This window comes from Wansuia hejianensis, assembly GCF_014337215.1.
Taxonomy (GTDB): domain Bacteria; phylum Bacillota; class Clostridia; order Lachnospirales; family Lachnospiraceae; genus Scatomonas; species Scatomonas hejianensis.
This window is the reverse complement of record NZ_CP060635.1, coordinates 159,432-176,440: the sequence shown is the minus strand read 5'-3', so window position 1 is coordinate 176,440 and position 17,009 is coordinate 159,432. Positions and strand designations below refer to the sequence as shown.

Below are 17,009 nucleotides of genomic sequence, written 5' to 3'. Positions count from 1 at the left end.
CAGCCGTCTCCCCGTGTTCGATTCTTTCAACAGTTACATGTGAAACAGTTTCTCAGAAGCACTTTTAAGATCCCGGAAACGGAACAGCAGAGCCGCCACTCCCAGAATCAAAAGAGACGCCATGCTGATCACCGCCGGCCAGACGAACGCATTCATCCGGAGCGCGAGAAAGATCGCCTGCCCCATCGCCAGTACCATATCTACCGCCAGATAGAGAATATATTCCTCCAGCAGTACCTTAGCGCCTTTCCCGATGCAGACTGTCACGATCACAAGCCCCACAAAGCAGCAGGGAATCATCCACTGCACCGACCAGCCGTAAAATCCCGTATACCGGTCAATGAGAAATCCTGCAATCATGACGATATATACCTGTAATGTTATATTCTTCACCATATTATTTCGGAAATATACCCCCAACACCACATCCAGCCATACGACCAGGGCGCCGATCATTCCAAAGGGTACCCAAGCCAATTCAAAATCGGACAGAAACCAGACCGCGATGAATGCTATCTCCAGCGCTATCATGCAAAAGGTAAAGATCTTCACCAGTGACAGGCTGGAAATTCTCCCCCTCTTCAACGTAGGGAACGCAGCCGGCGACGGTATGCCGGTCAGCTCTCCCTGACAGAGAGGACAGCACTTTTTATTTCCACGGATCTGTATCCGGCATTTGCTGCAGTACAGCATGTTCCTCACCTCCCTGCACATCATAATCGGTAGTGGCTAATTCCACGGGTATCCCCAGCTCCACCAGGCGGCGGAAAAAATTCATGAGAAGGCTGTGGGTCTTAAAAGCAGTCGCTGCCCCAAAAGTCAGAGCGTCCTGAAAGGAGCTGATGCAGATCTGAGTGGTCTTTGCCGCCATAAAGCTGCTGAACTTCTCAATATACGGAACCAATTCCTCCGGCATTGTAACCTTACCCACATTGGAAATCGTGCTGGTGATTCCGCGCTGCATCAGGAAATTGATGCCGGATATCCCCAGGTCCTTCAAAAACAGCGGCACCATCTTAACCGCCCAGTTATGCTCTAAAGCCGCATAGGAATTCATCGTATGGAAAATCTGCTCTTCAGACAACTGTTCCTTGAACGCCTGCTTCATCTCCTTCACAATACTTTCCAGCGTCCCGTCATAGTGACTGGGCTGAAACGGCACATTGATTACGCCAAAAAAATTCCGGGTCGTATGCGATGGGAAATAATTTCTCAGATTCACAGGGACTGTGATGACAATCGGGAGCTTTCTCTCCCTCACAGCCATCTCCCTGATGATAGACTCTATATAAACTGCCACGGAAAAAATCGCTATAGTCGCATCATACTGATGCGCCACCTCCAGAATCTTGCTGACAGATACAGTGCCCTCCAGAAGCTGCAGTTCCAGATTTTCATTCCTTTCACCCTTCAGATGATACGCTTTCTTCGGCGGCTTCTCCTTCAGCCAGTTCTTATTCTTCTTGCTCTCATAAAAATGATCAAAAGCATCGCCAATCTTCTCACTGACAGAAGAACGTTCCTCCGGAATAATGCTTTCATCTAATTGATGGCACTCAATCAGATAATTCATCACGATACTTTTCATGAACACAAACGCCCCAGTCCCATCCGTCAGCACATGGAACATTTCCAGGTTAATCCTCTTCTTATAATAATGCAGGCGGAATAACAGGTCTTTCTTCCCAGCTGTATAGATAGCGCTGCAGGGCGGAAGATGTTCTTCGCATACCTTTGCCTTCTTATTGCTGGCCTCCAGATAATACCAGAACAGCCCTTTCTTCAGAATACAGTTAAAATGAGGGAATTCACGGATCGTTTTATCCAGAGCATGCTGCAGGATCTGTGCATCCACATCCTCCTTCAGCTCACAGCAAAGACGAAACACACGGGTATCCGACCCCTGTGTTGTAGAAGGGACAATCTTTGCCGCATTATCCAGTTCATACCATTTGCCATTTTTCGCCATTGTATCTCCCTTATGAAAGCCGCAGGACGGCGGCCAATCCTTCACCTTTTCAAATTCAGCCGGTATGGTATCATATCCGGCTGCTATTAATCATATCATTTTCTCACCTAAAGAGCAAGAAAATTCCAGTGCCCCGGCTGTCATAACGAAAAAGCTCCGCGCCCGATGGGAGGCGCGAAGCTTTTCTTTGGAGGAGGATTCGGGATGTCTGATGGGAGCATCCCGTCCTAAATGATGGGTAATTTATACAGATATGAGTAATTTGCCTAAGTTTTCACAGGCGGCGTTATCCTCGTCGCCCGGTTCATTGTTGCAGATCAGCCCTTCATCGCCTACGATGGCCGCCCCTGCATCCTTCATTCTGCTGGCCCAGGTCCGCATCCACTCGCCGTCGCCCCAGTCATAGGAACCAAACAGGGCGATCCGCTTTCCCGCCGCGAATTTTTCCACCTCATTTACGAAGGGTTCTACTATTGTATCCTCCAGCTCTTCCGCCCCCATAGCGGGACATCCCAGCGCAAACGCGCCGCTGGTCTTCAGATCAGCCGGTGAAATATCTTCCATTGACACTACCTTTGCTTCGCCGCCGGCTGCTTCTATGCCTTTTCCAATGGCGTTCGCCATCGCTTCAGTATTGCCGGTGCCGCTCCAATATGTAACTATAATCTGGCTCATAAGCGTCCTCCTGATTTTCTTTTTAGATTACCGCTGCCGGTTCTCTCCATTTGATGATGCTGCCAGTTATTTCACGGAAGCCTTTGCCTTCCTGCGCCAGTTGTACGGCTCTCCGGCGGGCTTCCCCATATCTGGCAAAAATTTTTTTCGCCTGCTCCGCATTGCTGTATACCTTCCAGTATCCGGAATACAGGTAATTCTGCCCTTTGTTCTCCATGAACCCCTTCACATCCGCCAGCGGATAGTCCAGCAGCACTCCCAGCTCATGGGGATATCCTTCCTCATTTCTCAGATACGCCTGATACCGTTTTTTCAGATGCATCAGGACAGAACTGCAGCTAAATTCCTGATAGCCGAACTCCCGAAGAAATATCCGGACCTCCGGCTTCTGCAGAACCGCTTCCAGTTCCTCCAGCCAGTAAACCAGCCACACCTTCCTGCTGCAGCCACAGTACAGATAATCAAATGATAATCCCGTCCCATCCATCATCCTCATGACGGTCAGCGGGCTCACCCGGCTCAATATCAGGAGATTGGAAACCTTAATCCCTGCCAGCACAGGAGCGCATTGTCTGGCCACCTGCAGTTTTGCCGCTTTTTCCTTTTGATCCATGCAGCCTCCTAAATAAGAAACCCGTCCTCTTTTTAGTTAGTTTATACTAACTAAATCCTTAGAAGAAACGGGGCTGTGCGCGCCCCGTTTTTTCTTTGGGTCGCCGTGATTCCTGATCTTTTTCATTCATCACAACATTTGAAAGGATTTTTTGTATGCAGCCCGGTTAGTGTTCTCTAACCACATTCTTATATTACCATACCCTCAATCATTTGTAAAGAGGAATTTTGAATTTTTTTCAAAATAATTTTCCCACAAATGAATAGCCTGTTTTATCAATGGCTTTCCGCCTGTTCCAGCAGCTCTTTTAAAACCGTTGAATCAAGATTACCCATGAGCACATAGGCGGCCGCCTCCGCGGTCTCTTCCGACAGCTTCAGCCGTTCTAACAGCAGCCCGGAAATACAGGCGTAATACCGCCTGCACTCCTGCATCATCTTTCTCCCCTCTTCTGTAAGCCGAACGTCCGAATACGGGTCCTGCTGAACCAGGCCCATATGTTCTAATCTGCACAGCATTCCGCATACGCTGGGTTTCTTCACCTGAAGCTTCCGAGCAACGTCAGTACAGCGGATCTTGCTGCCCCTGTCCAGTTCCCCCAACGCCAACATATATTTCATCTGTGACACTGTCAGTTTCATGATTCTTTCTCCTTGTCTTCCAAATACAGCCGCGTGCTGTTCCCGCTGATCACCATGGTTGAAAGATTGTGAAGCAAAGAAGTGACCGACGGGCTGAGGGCTCCGGCAATGCCAAAAGACATCAAAAGAGTATTAAATGACAGAATGAATCCATAATTCCTGTATATTCTTCCCATAAGCTTTTCACTCAATTCCCGGAGAGCCAGAAGATCCGTCAGCTTCTCCGACAGGAGAGTGATATCCGCCACTTCTTTGGCCAGATCCGAAGAGTCCCGCATGGCAACCGATACGTCGGCCGCCGCCAGCGCAGGTGAATCGTTGATGCCGTCACCTACCATGATTACTTTGCAGCCCTGCTCCTTCAGTTTTTTGACCATTCCCGCCTTATCCTCAGGAAGAACCTGCGCCTGATATTCTACAATATGCAGTTCCCGGGCGACACGGGCGGCCGCGGCTTCACTGTCTCCGGTCATCATAATAATATGCTTAAAGCCTTTTTTTCTCAGTATCTCTATAACCGCCGCCGCGTCTTTCCTGACCGGATCCTCGATGCCGATCATGCCTGCGACAGCGCCCCCGACGGCCAGATATATCACGGAAAGCCCCTGCATTTCCACATCTTCGGCACGCCGGACTTCTTCTGTATACGGAATTCTTTCATCCTCAAATATGAAATGGGCGCTTCCGATCTGGGCGCGCCGTTCTCTCAGGATCGTGCTGATACCATGAGCTACCACATACTCCACCCTGGCGTGCTCCTCCTGATGGTTCAGACTCTGTTCCGCCGCCTTCTCTACAACCGCCCTGGCTACACTGTGAGGAAAATGTTCCTCCAGGCAGGCCGCATCCCTCAGCACCTCTTCCTTTGTGTATCCGCCAAATGCTATCACCTTGGCCACCCTCGGGGCAGCAGATGTCAGCGTCCCAGTCTTATCAAAAATAATTGTATCCGCCTGGGCAAAGCCTTCCAGAAATTTTCCGCCCTTCACCAGTATCCTGCGGCCGGCCGCTTCCCGCATGGCCGATATCACTGCGATCGGCACCGAAAGCTTCAGCGCGCAGGAATAGTCTACCATCAGTACAGACATGGCTTTCGTCAGATTTCTGGTCAGCAGCAGAGTCGCAAGGGATGTGGCAAAGCTGAATGGCACGATAGAATCCGCCAGGCATTCCGCCTTGCCCTGAACACCGGCTTTTAGAATCTCCGACTGGTCAATCATGTGGACGATGGACTGGATGCGGCTCTCTCCCGCCAGCTTCGTCACTTCTATCTCAATATTTCCCTCTTCCACGGCTGTTCCCGCATAAACAGTGTGGCCTCGCCTGCGCAGTACAGCCATAGGCTCTCCAGTCATAGAGGATTCATTCACCATTGCATCTCCTGACCGGACGGCGCCATCCGCAGGTATCAGACTGCCTGCCTGGACTCTGATCCGGTCGCCCGGACGCACGGCGGACAGAGGCACTTTCACATCACCCTTTTCTGTGACCTGCCATACCTGATCCACATGGACAGCCAGGCTTTCTGCCAGCGCATTTCTGGTCTTTTTCCGGGTATTTTCTTCCAGGCATTCACTGATTTGAAGCAACAGCATGATTGAAGAAGCGGTCTTAGGCGACCGCTGGGCGAAGGCGCATAGAATTGAAGCAGCGTCCAGCACCTCCACATTCACTTTACCCGCCGCCAAAGCCCGGAGACCTTTTCTGACAAATTTTAACGCATGGAAAACCGCGCGAACCAGACGCAGCGGGGACGGTATCAAGAGACGCACCGCGTAATGGGCAATGACCATCCTCGCCACCTTGCCATAAAAACCCTGATTCAGCTCTCTTGTCTTCGTCTCCTCTGATTTCTTCCCTGCTTGCAGCTCTGTACGCCTGAGGCCGTCCAGGATTGTCAGAATCGTCTGACGGCATTCCCCCTGATAATGTATCAGAATCCCACCGTTGCTTGAAGACGTTTCCACAGAACAGATTCCCTTTTCCCTGCTCAGCAGATTTTCAATCCCGTAGCCCTGTTCCCTCGTAAACGCATATTGTCCCATGCGCACCCGGATTCTGCCCGGTTTGTCGTATATGATCAGGTATTTCACAAAGCCGCCTCTTCTCCCGCTGCTTTTCTTTTCGCATCTTCATAAATATCCTGCGCCTCTTCCTTCATATTCTGAAGGCCTGCTGCCATTTGATCCTTCATCTGCATTCCCGCGGCTATTCCATTGACACATGCCCTCCGCGCCGTTTTGCTTCTGGCAAAAAGGCCGGCTGCTGCTCCTCCTACGAACAGCCAGAATTTCGTGCTCTTTAATGGATTTCCCATCGTTCTTTCCTCCTCTTAAAAAGTATTTATTTATCAACAAGGGATGCCGTATCGACACCCCTTTTTTGATATCCCTGAATTATCTCTCCTTTTTCCCGGCCGTACCGCAGGAGCCGTGACACCCCGAACAGCCTCCTCCGCAGCCGCTGCAGGTCTTTCCGGATTTCTTATCCTTATGCATGGAACGGATCGCTAATACTACCACGGCAATCACCGCCAGCAGTATGACAAATGTTGGTGCATTCATGCTCTCACTCCTTTCCGGCCTTCAAGGCCTTCGGTCAGGCCTTTGCTCCTTTTTTAATGCGAACTTTCGCGTTCAGCGTCTGGCTCTCTCTGTAGGGACGAAACAGCAGATACAGGAAGCCTGCAAGGACTGCCAGTGCTACGAAGAACCAACCATTAATGGCGCTGGCTCCGACGGTAATCACAGTACCGATCTGATATACGCACAGAGCTGCGCAGTATGCCAGCAGACACTGGTATCCAATGGCAAACCAGAACCATTTCCGGTTATTCATCTCACGTTTGATGGCGCCCATCGCTGCGAAACAGGGGGCGCAGAGCAGGTTAAATACGAGATATCCGTATGCGGCAACCGTTGTCAGGCTTGCAGCCAGGTTTCCCCAGATTTCGGCGCCGTCTTCAGCAACCTCGGCAAATCCGTACAGAAGGCCAAAGGTTGCCACGACGTTTTCCTTGGCGATCAGGCCGCTGACAGCAGCAACTGCCATCTTCCAGCCTTCTCCCAGATTCGTCCAGCCCAGCGGGGCGAAGATCGGTGCGATCACATTCCCGATGGAGGCCAGGATACTGTAATTCAGTTCCTCAGCTTCCAGCATTCTGAACGCCCCTGCTGAATCCCAGCCGAAGCTCATCAGGAACCACAGCACGATGGTTGACAGCAGGATGATAGTTCCGGCTTTCTTGATGAAGGACCATCCGCGCTCCCACATGCTGCGGAGGATATTGCCCACGGTAGGCAGATGGTAAGCCGGAAGCTCCATGACGAAAGGAGCCGGATCACCTGCGAACATTTTCGTCTTTTTCAGTATAATACCGCTGCAGACAATCGCCGCGATTCCCACAAAGTATGCGCTCCATGACACCCAACCGGCATTGCCAAAGAATGCTCCTGCAATCATCGCGATAATGGGAAGCTTTGCCCCACAGGGAATAAATGTTGTGGTCATAATGGTCATCTTACGGTCACGGTCGCTCTCGATCGTTCGGGAGGCCATAATGCCCGGCACTCCGCAGCCGCTGCCGATCAGCATCGGAATAAAGGACTTTCCGGAAAGCCCGAATTTCCTGAAGATACGGTCCATGATGAACGCGACACGGGCCATATAGCCACAGGACTCCAGGAATGCCAGGAATAGAAACAGCACCAGCATCTGGGGCACAAAGCCGAGAACCGCACCGACACCGCTGATAATACCGTCTACCAGCAGTCCCTGCAGCCAGGCCGCGCAGCCAATAGCCTCCAGCCCTCTGTTGGCTGCCGGAACTATCCATTCCCCGAATAACGTGTCGTTGGTCCAGTCGGTCACAAGGGTGCCAACCGTAGTGACTGACACATAATATACGATAAACATGATACCCAGGAAAATGGGAAGCCCCGCCCAGCGGTTGGTCAGCACCCGGTCGATTTTATCAGAGCGGGATAGCTTCTCCTTACTTCTCTTCACGTAGGATCTTTTAATTACCTTCGCGATGTATGTATATCTTTCATTGGTGATGATGCTTTCCGAATCATCGTCCATGGCTCTCTCTGCGTCTGCAATCATCGGCTCCACATCCGGAACCCGGTTCATCTGCTCGCCGATTTTATTGTCTCTCTCAAACAATTTGATCGCGTAGAATCTCCTTTGTCCGGAGGGCACGTCGTTTCCCAGAAGATTCTCAATGGAATCCAGCACCGACTCTACCTCCGGCGCGAAGGTATGGACGGCCGGTGTCTCCCGGCGGGTTTCTGCCAGTTGTACGGCTTTTTCAGCCGCTTCTTTGATACCCGTTCCCTTCAGCGCTGAAATTTCAACCACTTCGCAGCCCATTTGCTTTGACAGCTCTTTTGTGTCAATCTTATCACCGTTTTTCCTGACCAGATCCATCATGTTGACAGCCATAATCACCGGAATGCCCAGCTCCATCAGCTGCGTGGACAGATACAGGTTCCTCTCCAGGTTGGTCCCGTCAATGATATTAATGATGGCGTCCGGCCTCTCTGTAATCAGATAGGTACGGGCAACCACTTCCTCCAGCGTATAGGGAGAAAGAGAATAGATACCGGGAAGGTCCATGATGATGACATCCTTATATCCTTTTAAACGCCCTTCCTTTTTTTCAACAGTTACACCGGGCCAGTTGCCAACGAACTGGTTTGAACCGGTCAGCGCATTGAAAAGTGTTGTCTTTCCACTGTTTGGATTCCCCGCCAATGCTATCTTGACTGACATACTTTACTCCTCCTAATTATTAGTTTATCCTAACTTTTTCCAAAAACAAATGGTTAGTGTTTTCTAACCTATTCATAAAAAAAATCATGACACCTCAATCATTTCTGCATCGGCCTTTCTCAATGACAGCTCGTAGCCGCGGACCGTAACCTCTACCGGATCTCCCAGCGGGGCCACTTTTCTAACGTAGATACTGGTACCCTTCGTGATTCCCATGTCCATGATGCGCCTCTTGACAGCACCTTCGCCATGCAGCTTCACCACTGATACCGTGCTGCCGATTTTCACTTCCTTCAACGTGCGCATATTTCTCTTCCCTCCTTCTAATATCCTGCTGCTTATACCATGATTCGGTTAGCCATCTCTTTGCTGATCGCTACCCTTGATTCCTTTACGTTTACGATCAGATTCCCGGCGGCAACGGATACGACCATGACTTTGCCGCCTGTTACAAACCCAAGGTTTTCAAGATGACGTCTTACTTCTTCGTTGCCGCCAACCTTTTTTATCGTTGCAGTCTCTCCTGCTGCCGTCATTGTTAAGGGCATCATTTTTCCTCCTTCACTGATAAGCTTTTAGTTAGAATTTGCTAACTTATTTTCTTTTAATAGATTAGCTCTACCTAACCGTTTTGTCAAGAACATTTTATGATTTTTTTATTTTTATCCCTTTTGCACAATGATACCCTCGTTTCGGCTGGAAATTTTTCACATATAGATTGCTTTTCCGTCCTTCAGGGTCGCCAGGACCCTGATTTCACGGAGCTTCTCCCCGTCCGTATCCAGGGGATTCTGGTCCAGAATCACATAATCTGCCCTTTTCCCGGCCGCCAGGCAGCCCTTGCTGTCTTCTTCAAAATACTGCCAGGCAGCGTTAACAGTCACAGCCTTCAGCGCTTCCAGCACGGTCACCTTCTCATTCCCGCCTAAAGTCACTCCCGCGCGTGTTCTTCGGTTCACCGCACACCAGACAGTCTCCAGCATATCCGGTTCCAGCACCGGCGCGTCCTGATGAAACGTAAAACGGATGCCCTCAGCGGCAGCCGATCCTGCCGGACTGATGGCCCCCGCCCGTTCCATCCCAAAATTCCTGATGTGAACATCGCCCCAGTGATACACATGGGCGACAAAAAACGACGGCGTTACGCCAAGGCGCCTGACTTCCTCCAACTGGTCTGTTCCCAGCAGCTGCGCATGAATCATCACCGGACGGCTTTCTCTGAACTCAGGCGTTTCTTTTTCCTGCGCCGCCAGCGTCCTCAGATACTGTGCGGCAGCCGCGTCGCCGTTGCAGTGCGCCAGAAGCTGCATCCCTCTCTCCGCCGCCATGGCCGCAGCGCTTCTGACTTCGGAATCCTTCATTGTCCCATAACCGCAGTAACTATCCTCTCCCTGGTAGGGTTCTCTCATCCAGGCCGTCCTGCCCTGGGGCGAGCCGTCCAGGAAAATTTTCAGTCCGCCAATCCGGAAATGCCCGTCGTAACGCATCACAGCTCCCGGAAAGGCATCGCACCACTCATCCACCGCAGCCACCTCTGAATAGCCGTTCACATCCAGCCTCAGAATCTTCTTTTGGCGCATCATCTGATAAAGCGGGATTAACTCCCTGGTCATCATGCCTTCCTGAACTGTAGTGATACCAAAGGAAGCATATTTCGTCTGAGCATCAGAAAATGCCTTCATCAGATCTTCAGGTTCCGGCATCGGCACCCGCCTTAAATATTCTGTAAACGCATTCTCTTCCAGATAACCAGTCAGCTTCCCATCCCTAATCTCGATTACGCCTCCCTGTGGCGCTTTGGTATCTTCTGTGATCCCCAGGCGTTCAAGCCCCCTGCTGTTGAAGACTCCCATATGCCCGGACTGATGCTGCAAAACTACCGGATTGTCGGGAAACACCCGGTCCAGAAGGCCGGCTGACGGATGCCGCCCCTCTTTCAGATGATTGTGGTCATATCCCTTAGCCATGATCCACTGGCCCTTTGGTATCCTCCGCTCCTCCGCAAATTTTTTAATAGCATCGCAGATATCCTGCCAGCATTCTGCCTCCTCCAATGATACCTGCAGTAATCCGGTAGCCACACCGGAAAAATGGCTGTGAGAGTCCAGGAACGCCGGCATCAGTGTATTCCCCTCCAGATTCACCGTCTCAGCCTCCGGCTCCTGTATTTTCAGCTCTTCATAACCGCCCGTATGCCTTATAATCCCATCCTCTTCCAGCAAAGCTTCCGTATACAGCTCTTTTTTCATGGTGAGTATTGTTCCGCCGTAATAAATTCTTTTCATCTGAGTATCCTCCTGAACAATTCAAAACAATTTAATACTTATTTTCCCAATTTTCTATCCCTATCATACGGCCAGTCCCGCACAATTTGCAACTTTTAATAAATAGAGGCGGGCGGATGCCCGGACGAAAAGCAGCGGGTATCCAAACGTCCCCCTCACCGCCCAATCAAAAGCAAACCCCTGCCTAAATCTAGTATAGTGTGTAATTTACACAAAAAAATGACTGATTTCCTGTATAGAAATAATCAGTCATTCCATGGGGCCTACAGGGCTCGAACCTGTGACCCTCTGCTTGTAAGGCAGATGCTCTCCCAGCTGAGCTAAGACCCCTTTTAGAAAAAGCGACCCGGATCGGGTTCGAACCGACGACCTCCGCCGTGACAGGGCGGCGCTCTAACCAGCTGAGCCACCGGGCCGCAATATCTAACAGATATGAAGTTGTAAAATGGACCTTCGGGGACTCGAACCCAGGACCGACCGGTTATGAGCCGGTTGCTCTAACCAACTGAGCTAAAGGTCCAAAGAGCCGATGATCGGACTCGAACCGATAACCTGCTGATTACAAATCAGCTGCTCTGCCAATTGAGCCACATCGGCTGATTCTGCTCTGTACGGATTCCTTATGACTCCGACGGGAATCGAACCCGTGTTACCGCCGTGAAAGGGCGATGTCTTAACCGCTTGACCACGGAGCCAGCAACGGAATTATAGTACCATATTTTGACCATGTTTGCAAGAGTTTTTCAAATTTTTCTTAATAGAATTTCTGGCTCACCCATACACCCCAGTATCATAACAGTGATCTTGTATTTCTATTTGTATTACTGTATAATGCAATCATGAGTTAGTCACGGCTTCCCGGTGTTCCCGGCGCCCGGCAAAATACCCCATATAACCAGAAGGCCCGCAGATGCCCTCAGGAGGCCGGCTCTGGCATCGATGCACAACTTCATTTTCCATCAGAAAAATTAGCTAACCGCCGGAAATAACGGCAGAAAGGATACTCTCATGAAAGAAATCATCCTGATCTTCCAGTTGGAGGACAGTTCTATGAAAACAGCAATCGGACAGGCTCTTCTCCCGTTCCATGTGCGTCTGAAAAAGGTGGAACCTTCCGAATACAACAAGCCTCTGGGCGCCCTGGCGGGACTGCCCGGCTTTGAGGCAGATGGCTCCGCAGGAACCTACACGGGAGCCCCTCTTCCCGCACCCATGATGATCTTCGCTGGGCTGCCGGAAAATAAATTTGACCGCATTCTGAGGCAGCTCCGGAATCATAAGGTCATACTCCCCTACAAGGCAGTTCTGACGCCCACGAATCAGGCCTGGACGCCGCTCCAGTGTTTTGAGGAAATAAAAAGGGAGCATGAGTCAATGAACTGCTCCCTATAATTCTATTTATTTCCAAGAATCGCTTTTAAGTCTTCCTCCGGGGTAGTGACCGGCGCGATGCTGAATTTTTCAACCAGAAAGTCCAGCACATTCGGGGAAATGAAAGCCGGAATCGTCGGCCCGAGGCGTATATTCTTGATTCCCAGGTGCAGCAGCGTCAGCAAAATGCAGACCGCTTTCTGTTCATACCAGGATAATATCATGGACAGCGGTAGCTCATTGATTCCGCATCCAAAGGCCTCAGCCAGTGCTGCGGCTACCTTGACCGCGCTGTAGGCGTCATTACACTGCCCCATATCCATCAGTCTGGGAAGCCCGCCTACCGTACCCAGATCCAGGTCATTAAAGCGGTATTTTCCGCAGGCAAGCGTCAGGATCACCGTATCACCGGGCGTCTGCTTCACAAACTCGGTATAATAGTTTCTGCCTGCACGCGCTCCGTCGCAGCCGCCTACCAGGAAGAAGTGGCGGATTGCCCCTTCCTTTACCGCGGCCACCACCTGGCCGGCCACGCTCAGAACGGTTCCATGGCCGAATCCGGTCATCACTGTTTTCCCGCCGTTGATCCCCGTGAATTCTGTATCTTCCGGGAATCCGCCCAGTTCCAGGGCTTTTCGGATCACCGGTGTAAAATCTTTGTCTTCTCCGATGTGAACCATTCCCGGATAGGAAACGACCTCTGTCGTAAAGACACGGTCGGCATAGCTTTCCTTCACGGGCATCAGACAGTTGGTGGTGAAGAGAACCGGAGCCGGCAGATCGGCAAATTCCTTCTGCTGGTTCTGCCAGGCAGTCCCATAATTCCCTTTCAGGTGCGGATACTTCTTCAATTCCGGGTAAGCATGGGCCGGAAGCATTTCTCCATGGGTATAGATATTAATTCCTTTTCCCTCTGTCTGTTCCAGCAGCAGCTTTAAGTCATACAGATCATGACCTGTAATCACGATGAACGGACCCTTTTCCACAGTCAGCGGAACCGTGACGGGAGCAGGCGTACCGAACGTCCCTGTGTTGGCGCTGTCCAGAAGCTCCATGCATTCCAGATTCACCTTTCCAACCTCCAGAACGACCGGAACTAATTCTTCCATTCCCAGATCCTCGCCCAGGACCGCCAGCGCTTTATAGAAGAAGCTGTTCACCGCCTCACTGGTGCGCCCCAGCACCATGGCGTGGTAGGCATAGGCAGCCATTCCCCGGATGCCGAACAGGATCAGTGACTTCAGGGAACGGATATCCGGATCAGCATCCCAAAGCTCTTCCAGCCAGTAATTATCCGCATTCCCGCATTTCGTACAACATTTGGCACAGCCGGGAGCAATCCGCTCCTTTTCGCAGTTCACACGGTCAATGAGCCGGCGGAGCGTATCATCGTTAAAATTCACATTCGTCACTGTGCTGAAAAGCCCTTCCAGCACCAGGCGGTCTGTCTTTTCTGTCCTCGGATTGTTCCCGCAGGCCCTGGCCAGCCCGATCAGGGCTCCGGTCAGTTCATCCTGAAGCCTGGCTGTATTGGCAGATTTCCCGCACACCCCTGCGCTTCCCGTACAGCCCGTACAGCCTGCTGTCTGTTCACATTGAAAACAAAACATATTTCTCTCCATCTTATAGTTCCTCCTCTTTTCTATGAATGAATTCACCTTCTGTAGTAATAACCTTTACCTCCGTCGGTATTTCCCTCCCGCTGTTCTCCACAGCCTGCTTCACGGCATATTCTATACCTCCGCAGCAGGGAACCTCCATCCGTGCCACTGTTATACTGTTGATGGAATTCCTCCTGAAGATCTCTGTCAGTTTTTCCGAGTAGTCTGCCGCATCCAGCTTCGGACAGCCGATCAGGGTTACTCTGCCTCTGATAAAATCCTCATGGAAGCTCCCATAGGCATAGGCTGTGCAATCCGCCGCAATCAGCAGATCCGCCCCTTCAAAATACGGGGCGCTGGCAGGCGCCAGCCTGATCTGAACCGGCCACTGACGGAGCAACGAGCGGCCCATACCCTGCGGAACAGCATTAGCTGTTCCCCCGCCCGCCAGGGCATCTGTTACGGGACTTCCTTTGGATATATTTTTCTGAACGGCGGCTTCCTCATACGCAGCCGCCTCTCTTACCGTAAAGGTAATCGCTTCTGCCGGACAAGCGGGCAGGCAATTGCCCAGGCCATCGCAGTAATCATCCCGCAGCAGCTTTGCCTTTCCGTCCACAATGGCGATCGCCCCCTCCTCACAGGCTTTTGCGCACAGCCCGCAGCCGTCGCATTTTTCCTCATCAATCTGAATAATTTTTCGGATCATCTCTGTTCCCTCCCAGTTGTCCTTGACTTTATGAGTTGAGTATAATACACTTTTTACAACAAATATGTTGTTTAAACAACGAGGAGAACAAAATGGATTACAATTTTTTATCAAAAACAGTCCTTTTCCGTGGAATCGCTCCGGATGAGGTCAAATCGATCTTACGTTGCCTGAATGCTGAACAAAGGCAATACAAAAAAGGCATGGTCATATACCATGCCGGTGATTCCGTTCAGTCCATGGGTCTGGTTCTTTCCGGACATATTCAGATAGAAAACGATGATTTCTGGGGAAACAAGAGTATTCTCGATATAGCCGGGCCGGGAACCGTATTTGCCGAAACCTACGCCTGTGTCCCCGGGGAACCCCTGATGGTCAGCGTGCTGGCCGCCGGACCTGCGGACGTGCTCTTTTTAAATATAGGGCGGGTTCTGAAAACCTGTTCGGAAACCTGCGCCCATCACAGTAAGCTCATAAGGAACCTTCTGACTGTCTCCGCCGGGAAAAATCTGAACCTTTCCCGCCGCATCTTCCACACCTCCTCCAAATCTATCCGGGGAAGGCTCCTGTCCTATCTCAGCTACCAGGCCGTCCGCTGCGGGAAGAAGGAATTTGAGATCCCCTTCAACCGACAGCAGCTTGCTGACTATCTGAGCGTGGACCGCAGCGCTTTGTCGAACGAACTGGGCAAAATGCAGCGGGAAGGATTGATTGTTTTTTCCAGGAATCATTTTGAATTAAAAGAAACACTGTAGCTTTCCAGCTCCTCACCGCTGGCAAGCTCATATACTTTTATCCGTATCTGTCTCTCATCTACAGTAACCTCCGCGGCCGCCGGTCCGTCCGCCCGGCCGGCGGCCAGATAAACCGGACCCTCTTCCAGGTTCCCGCCGACAATAGTCCCTCCGGACTGTCCGCAGATCACCACGTCTACTCCGGATTCCTCAAACATCGCTTCATATTCACGCCTCTGGCCCTCCTCCAGCTCTCCGGCTCCATGACGCATCACGGCAAATATCCATTTTCTCCGGGCATTGGCTGCCGCATTCTCTATGAAAGCACGGTGGGCGGCCATATCTCCGCTGTCGGAATCCAGCATCAGGAACAGGCTGTCCTGATAAGTAAAGGAATAGTCCCCTGTTCCCCCTTCCCCGGCGCTCTTTGTGATTCCCACCGGAATCTTTTTAAAGATCCAGGGCCGTCTGAAGGCCAGATTCTCCCCTGCTTCCGTTCCTGCGCCAGGATACAGTAGAAAATCGCAGGTTCCCAGCAGTTCTTCCCATGCTTCAGCACTCTGCTCCCAGGCCTGGCTGCCTTCCGCTGAAAAACCTCCCACCAGCCCAAAGGAATATTTGTTATTGACCGCCGTCGTGAAGCTCATGAGTTCACAGCCCCTGACTCCTCCGACGCGCACCACCCGGTACAAATATTCTGTCCCGACCTGGAGCCGCTTTAAGACCGCATGGTTCAGATATTTCCCACTTTCTGGCAGATACTTCCTGCCCATCAGCACAGAGGAAGATACCTCCGAAAATTCCTTGTTCCAGCTTGTATAATCAGATTTCGTCATATACTCCACCTGATAAAAGCTGTCTGAATCAGTGATCCAGCTCACGCAGATCTGTTCTTCATTCTCTCCCTGCTCCAGCATAAGCCCCTGGATATCAGGCTCATCTTCTTCCAGCTCTATCCCCAACAGCCTGAAGCCCTGGAAGCTGAAATAGGCGTCATCCTGCTCCATATCCTCCTGATGCACCTCAACAGCCAGTATATTTCTCCCCGCGCGCAGCGCAGACAGGTCTGTCACCTGAAAATAGCTCTCCTGGACTCCCTCTGATGCCTGTGCGGTCCCAGTCTCCTGGTTGGATTCATATCCTCCGGCAGGAACATTGCCCGCAAAAATGATTTCACCGTTCAGATACACAATCACCGCGTCACTGTATCTGATCTGCCCTTCCATAGACAGGATCTCATCAATACCGTCCAGCTCAAACTCTTTTCTGAAAAAATACGTACCCGCCTCGCCGTGTTCCGGTGTTTCCGCCTGCAGTACGACGCCGGCGCCTCCTGCTCCGGCAGATTCCGGAGCCGCGAAGACGCCCCTGCCTTCTTTCCATCGGGAAGTATCATACCGGTCAGTCGTCCAGACATTCCCCACGCCAGGCTCTTCGCCTCCGTCCATATAAGCCCACTCAGATTCGGGGCCAGCGGCCTCCAGGATCTCTCTCCTTTCAGAGCCCGCCTGAGCCATGCCGCCGAGAAATCCGTACCTCTGCGCCGCCAGAATGAATACGCAGAGGCAAAACACAATCATCAGCCCTATACAGATACCCCTCTTCAGCCACCGGCCTTCTCTGCTGTCCACATTC

17 protein-coding genes and 5 tRNA genes are annotated in these 17,009 nt (G+C 51.4%); 2 read left to right on the top strand and 20 right to left on the bottom strand.

Annotation, left to right across the window (positions count from 1 at the left end):
* Positions 1–33: 33 nt before the first annotated feature.
* The 17 genes from H9Q79_RS00855 to H9Q79_RS00775 form a co-directional block, all read right to left on the bottom strand.
* The gene (locus H9Q79_RS00855; RefSeq protein WP_118647320.1) at positions 34–693 is read right to left on the bottom strand and encodes a DUF6320 domain-containing protein; all 660 of its coding nucleotides are present in this window, start codon (positions 691–693) and stop codon (positions 34–36) included.
* Entirely contained in the window at positions 650–1,969 is a 1,320-nt protein-coding gene (locus H9Q79_RS00850) for a hypothetical protein (RefSeq protein ID WP_249329003.1), read from the bottom strand. The genes H9Q79_RS00855 and H9Q79_RS00850 overlap by 44 nt, the downstream gene beginning before the upstream one ends.
* 243 nt (positions 1,970–2,212) lie before the next feature.
* Positions 2,213–2,644: a flavodoxin gene (locus H9Q79_RS00845; protein WP_249329002.1), complete on the bottom strand. Its 432-nt coding sequence runs from the start codon at positions 2,642–2,644 to the stop codon at positions 2,213–2,215.
* A 22-nt stretch (positions 2,645–2,666) separates the two neighbouring features.
* Positions 2,667–3,257: a DUF3793 family protein gene (locus H9Q79_RS00840; RefSeq protein WP_249329001.1), complete on the bottom strand. Its 591-nt coding sequence runs from the start codon at positions 3,255–3,257 to the stop codon at positions 2,667–2,669.
* 275 nt (positions 3,258–3,532) lie between these two features.
* Positions 3,533–3,898 (bottom strand): metal-dependent transcriptional regulator, encoded by a 366-nt coding sequence (locus H9Q79_RS00835; RefSeq protein WP_249329000.1) that lies wholly within the window; start codon positions 3,896–3,898, stop codon positions 3,533–3,535.
* Positions 3,895–5,991 (bottom strand): heavy metal translocating P-type ATPase, encoded by a 2,097-nt coding sequence (locus H9Q79_RS00830; RefSeq protein WP_249328999.1) that lies wholly within the window; start codon positions 5,989–5,991, stop codon positions 3,895–3,897. Before H9Q79_RS00830 ends, H9Q79_RS00835 begins: the two co-directional genes overlap by 4 nt.
* The gene (locus H9Q79_RS00825; RefSeq protein ID WP_249328998.1) at positions 5,988–6,215 is read right to left on the bottom strand and encodes a DUF6110 family protein; all 228 of its coding nucleotides are present in this window, start codon (positions 6,213–6,215) and stop codon (positions 5,988–5,990) included. The genes H9Q79_RS00830 and H9Q79_RS00825 overlap by 4 nt, the downstream gene beginning before the upstream one ends.
* A gap of 79 nt (positions 6,216–6,294) precedes the next feature.
* A complete protein-coding gene (locus tag H9Q79_RS00820; protein ID WP_249328997.1) occupies positions 6,295–6,462 on the bottom strand; it encodes a FeoB-associated Cys-rich membrane protein in 168 nt (55 codons plus the stop codon).
* 34 nt (positions 6,463–6,496) lie between these two features.
* Positions 6,497–8,674 carry a ferrous iron transport protein B gene (gene feoB, locus H9Q79_RS00815; protein WP_249328996.1) on the bottom strand — a complete coding sequence of 726 codons (2,178 nt, stop codon included), beginning with the start codon at positions 8,672–8,674 and terminating at the stop codon, positions 6,497–6,499.
* Between the two features lie 84 nt (positions 8,675–8,758).
* Entirely contained in the window at positions 8,759–8,980 is a 222-nt protein-coding gene (locus H9Q79_RS00810) for a FeoA family protein (RefSeq protein ID WP_118647334.1), read from the bottom strand.
* 32 nt (positions 8,981–9,012) lie between these two features.
* On the bottom strand, positions 9,013–9,222 hold the full coding sequence (locus tag H9Q79_RS00805; protein WP_334298973.1) for a FeoA family protein: 210 nt from the start codon (positions 9,220–9,222) through the stop codon (positions 9,013–9,015).
* Between the two features lie 159 nt (positions 9,223–9,381).
* A complete protein-coding gene (locus H9Q79_RS00800; RefSeq protein WP_249328995.1) occupies positions 9,382–10,959 on the bottom strand; it encodes an amidohydrolase in 1,578 nt (525 codons plus the stop codon).
* Positions 10,960–11,216: 257 nt separating this feature from the next.
* A tRNA-Val gene (locus H9Q79_RS00795) sits at positions 11,217–11,289 on the bottom strand.
* A gap of 12 nt (positions 11,290–11,301) precedes the next feature.
* A tRNA-Asp gene (locus H9Q79_RS00790) sits at positions 11,302–11,375 on the bottom strand.
* 30 nt (positions 11,376–11,405) lie between these two features.
* Positions 11,406–11,479 (bottom strand) — tRNA-Ile (locus H9Q79_RS00785).
* A 4-nt stretch (positions 11,480–11,483) separates the two neighbouring features.
* Positions 11,484–11,556 (bottom strand) — tRNA-Thr (locus tag H9Q79_RS00780).
* Between the two features lie 26 nt (positions 11,557–11,582).
* Positions 11,583–11,654 (bottom strand) — tRNA-Glu (locus H9Q79_RS00775).
* A 313-nt stretch (positions 11,655–11,967) separates the two neighbouring features.
* On the opposite strand from H9Q79_RS00775, the gene H9Q79_RS00770 reads away from it, so the two are divergent.
* Complete coding sequence (locus H9Q79_RS00770; protein ID WP_249328994.1) at positions 11,968–12,351, top strand: DUF3783 domain-containing protein; 384 nt, start codon at positions 11,968–11,970, stop codon at positions 12,349–12,351.
* A 2-nt stretch (positions 12,352–12,353) separates the two neighbouring features.
* Here the strand turns inward: H9Q79_RS00770 and hcp are convergent, their stop codons facing one another.
* The gene (hcp, locus tag H9Q79_RS00765; RefSeq protein ID WP_249328993.1) at positions 12,354–13,952 is read right to left on the bottom strand and encodes a hydroxylamine reductase; all 1,599 of its coding nucleotides are present in this window, start codon (positions 13,950–13,952) and stop codon (positions 12,354–12,356) included.
* Position 13,953: 1 nt separating this feature from the next.
* Positions 13,954–14,640, bottom strand: a complete 687-nt coding sequence (locus tag H9Q79_RS00760) for an ATP-binding protein (RefSeq protein ID WP_249328992.1) — start codon at positions 14,638–14,640, stop codon at positions 13,954–13,956.
* Positions 14,641–14,732: 92 nt separating this feature from the next.
* On the opposite strand from H9Q79_RS00760, the gene H9Q79_RS00755 reads away from it, so the two are divergent.
* Complete coding sequence (locus H9Q79_RS00755; RefSeq protein ID WP_249328991.1) at positions 14,733–15,395, top strand: Crp/Fnr family transcriptional regulator; 663 nt, start codon at positions 14,733–14,735, stop codon at positions 15,393–15,395.
* Here H9Q79_RS00755 and H9Q79_RS00750 read toward each other — a convergent pair.
* Entirely contained in the window at positions 15,368–17,005 is a 1,638-nt protein-coding gene (locus H9Q79_RS00750) for a fibronectin type III domain-containing protein (protein ID WP_249328990.1), read from the bottom strand. The genes H9Q79_RS00755 and H9Q79_RS00750 overlap by 28 nt on opposite strands.
* Positions 17,006–17,009: the final 4 nt, after the last annotated feature.

Coding starts and splice junctions, on each gene's coding strand:
- H9Q79_RS00855 (WP_118647320.1), bottom strand. CDS start 693: ATGCTGTACTGCAGCAAATGCCGGATACAGATCCGTGGAAATAAAAAG.
- H9Q79_RS00850 (WP_249329003.1), bottom strand. CDS start 1,969: ATGGCGAAAAATGGCAAATGGTATGAACTGGATAATGCGGCAAAGATT.
- H9Q79_RS00845 (WP_249329002.1), bottom strand. CDS start 2,644: ATGAGCCAGATTATAGTTACATATTGGAGCGGCACCGGCAATACTGAA.
- H9Q79_RS00840 (WP_249329001.1), bottom strand. CDS start 3,257: ATGGATCAAAAGGAAAAAGCGGCAAAACTGCAGGTGGCCAGACAATGC.
- H9Q79_RS00835 (WP_249329000.1), bottom strand. CDS start 3,898: ATGAAACTGACAGTGTCACAGATGAAATATATGTTGGCGTTGGGGGAA.
- H9Q79_RS00825 (WP_249328998.1), bottom strand. CDS start 6,215: ATGGGAAATCCATTAAAGAGCACGAAATTCTGGCTGTTCGTAGGAGGA.
- H9Q79_RS00820 (WP_249328997.1), bottom strand. CDS start 6,462: ATGAATGCACCAACATTTGTCATACTGCTGGCGGTGATTGCCGTGGTA.
- feoB (WP_249328996.1), bottom strand. CDS start 8,674: ATGTCAGTCAAGATAGCATTGGCGGGGAATCCAAACAGTGGAAAGACA.
- H9Q79_RS00810 (WP_118647334.1), bottom strand. CDS start 8,980: ATGCGCACGTTGAAGGAAGTGAAAATCGGCAGCACGGTATCAGTGGTG.
- H9Q79_RS00805 (WP_334298973.1), bottom strand. CDS start 9,222: ATGCCCTTAACAATGACGGCAGCAGGAGAGACTGCAACGATAAAAAAG.
- H9Q79_RS00800 (WP_249328995.1), bottom strand. CDS start 10,959: ATGAAAAGAATTTATTACGGCGGAACAATACTCACCATGAAAAAAGAG.
- H9Q79_RS00770 (WP_249328994.1), top strand. CDS start 11,968: ATGAAAGAAATCATCCTGATCTTCCAGTTGGAGGACAGTTCTATGAAA.
- hcp (WP_249328993.1), bottom strand. CDS start 13,952: ATGGAGAGAAATATGTTTTGTTTTCAATGTGAACAGACAGCAGGCTGT.
- H9Q79_RS00760 (WP_249328992.1), bottom strand. CDS start 14,640: ATGATCCGAAAAATTATTCAGATTGATGAGGAAAAATGCGACGGCTGC.
- H9Q79_RS00755 (WP_249328991.1), top strand. CDS start 14,733: ATGGATTACAATTTTTTATCAAAAACAGTCCTTTTCCGTGGAATCGCT.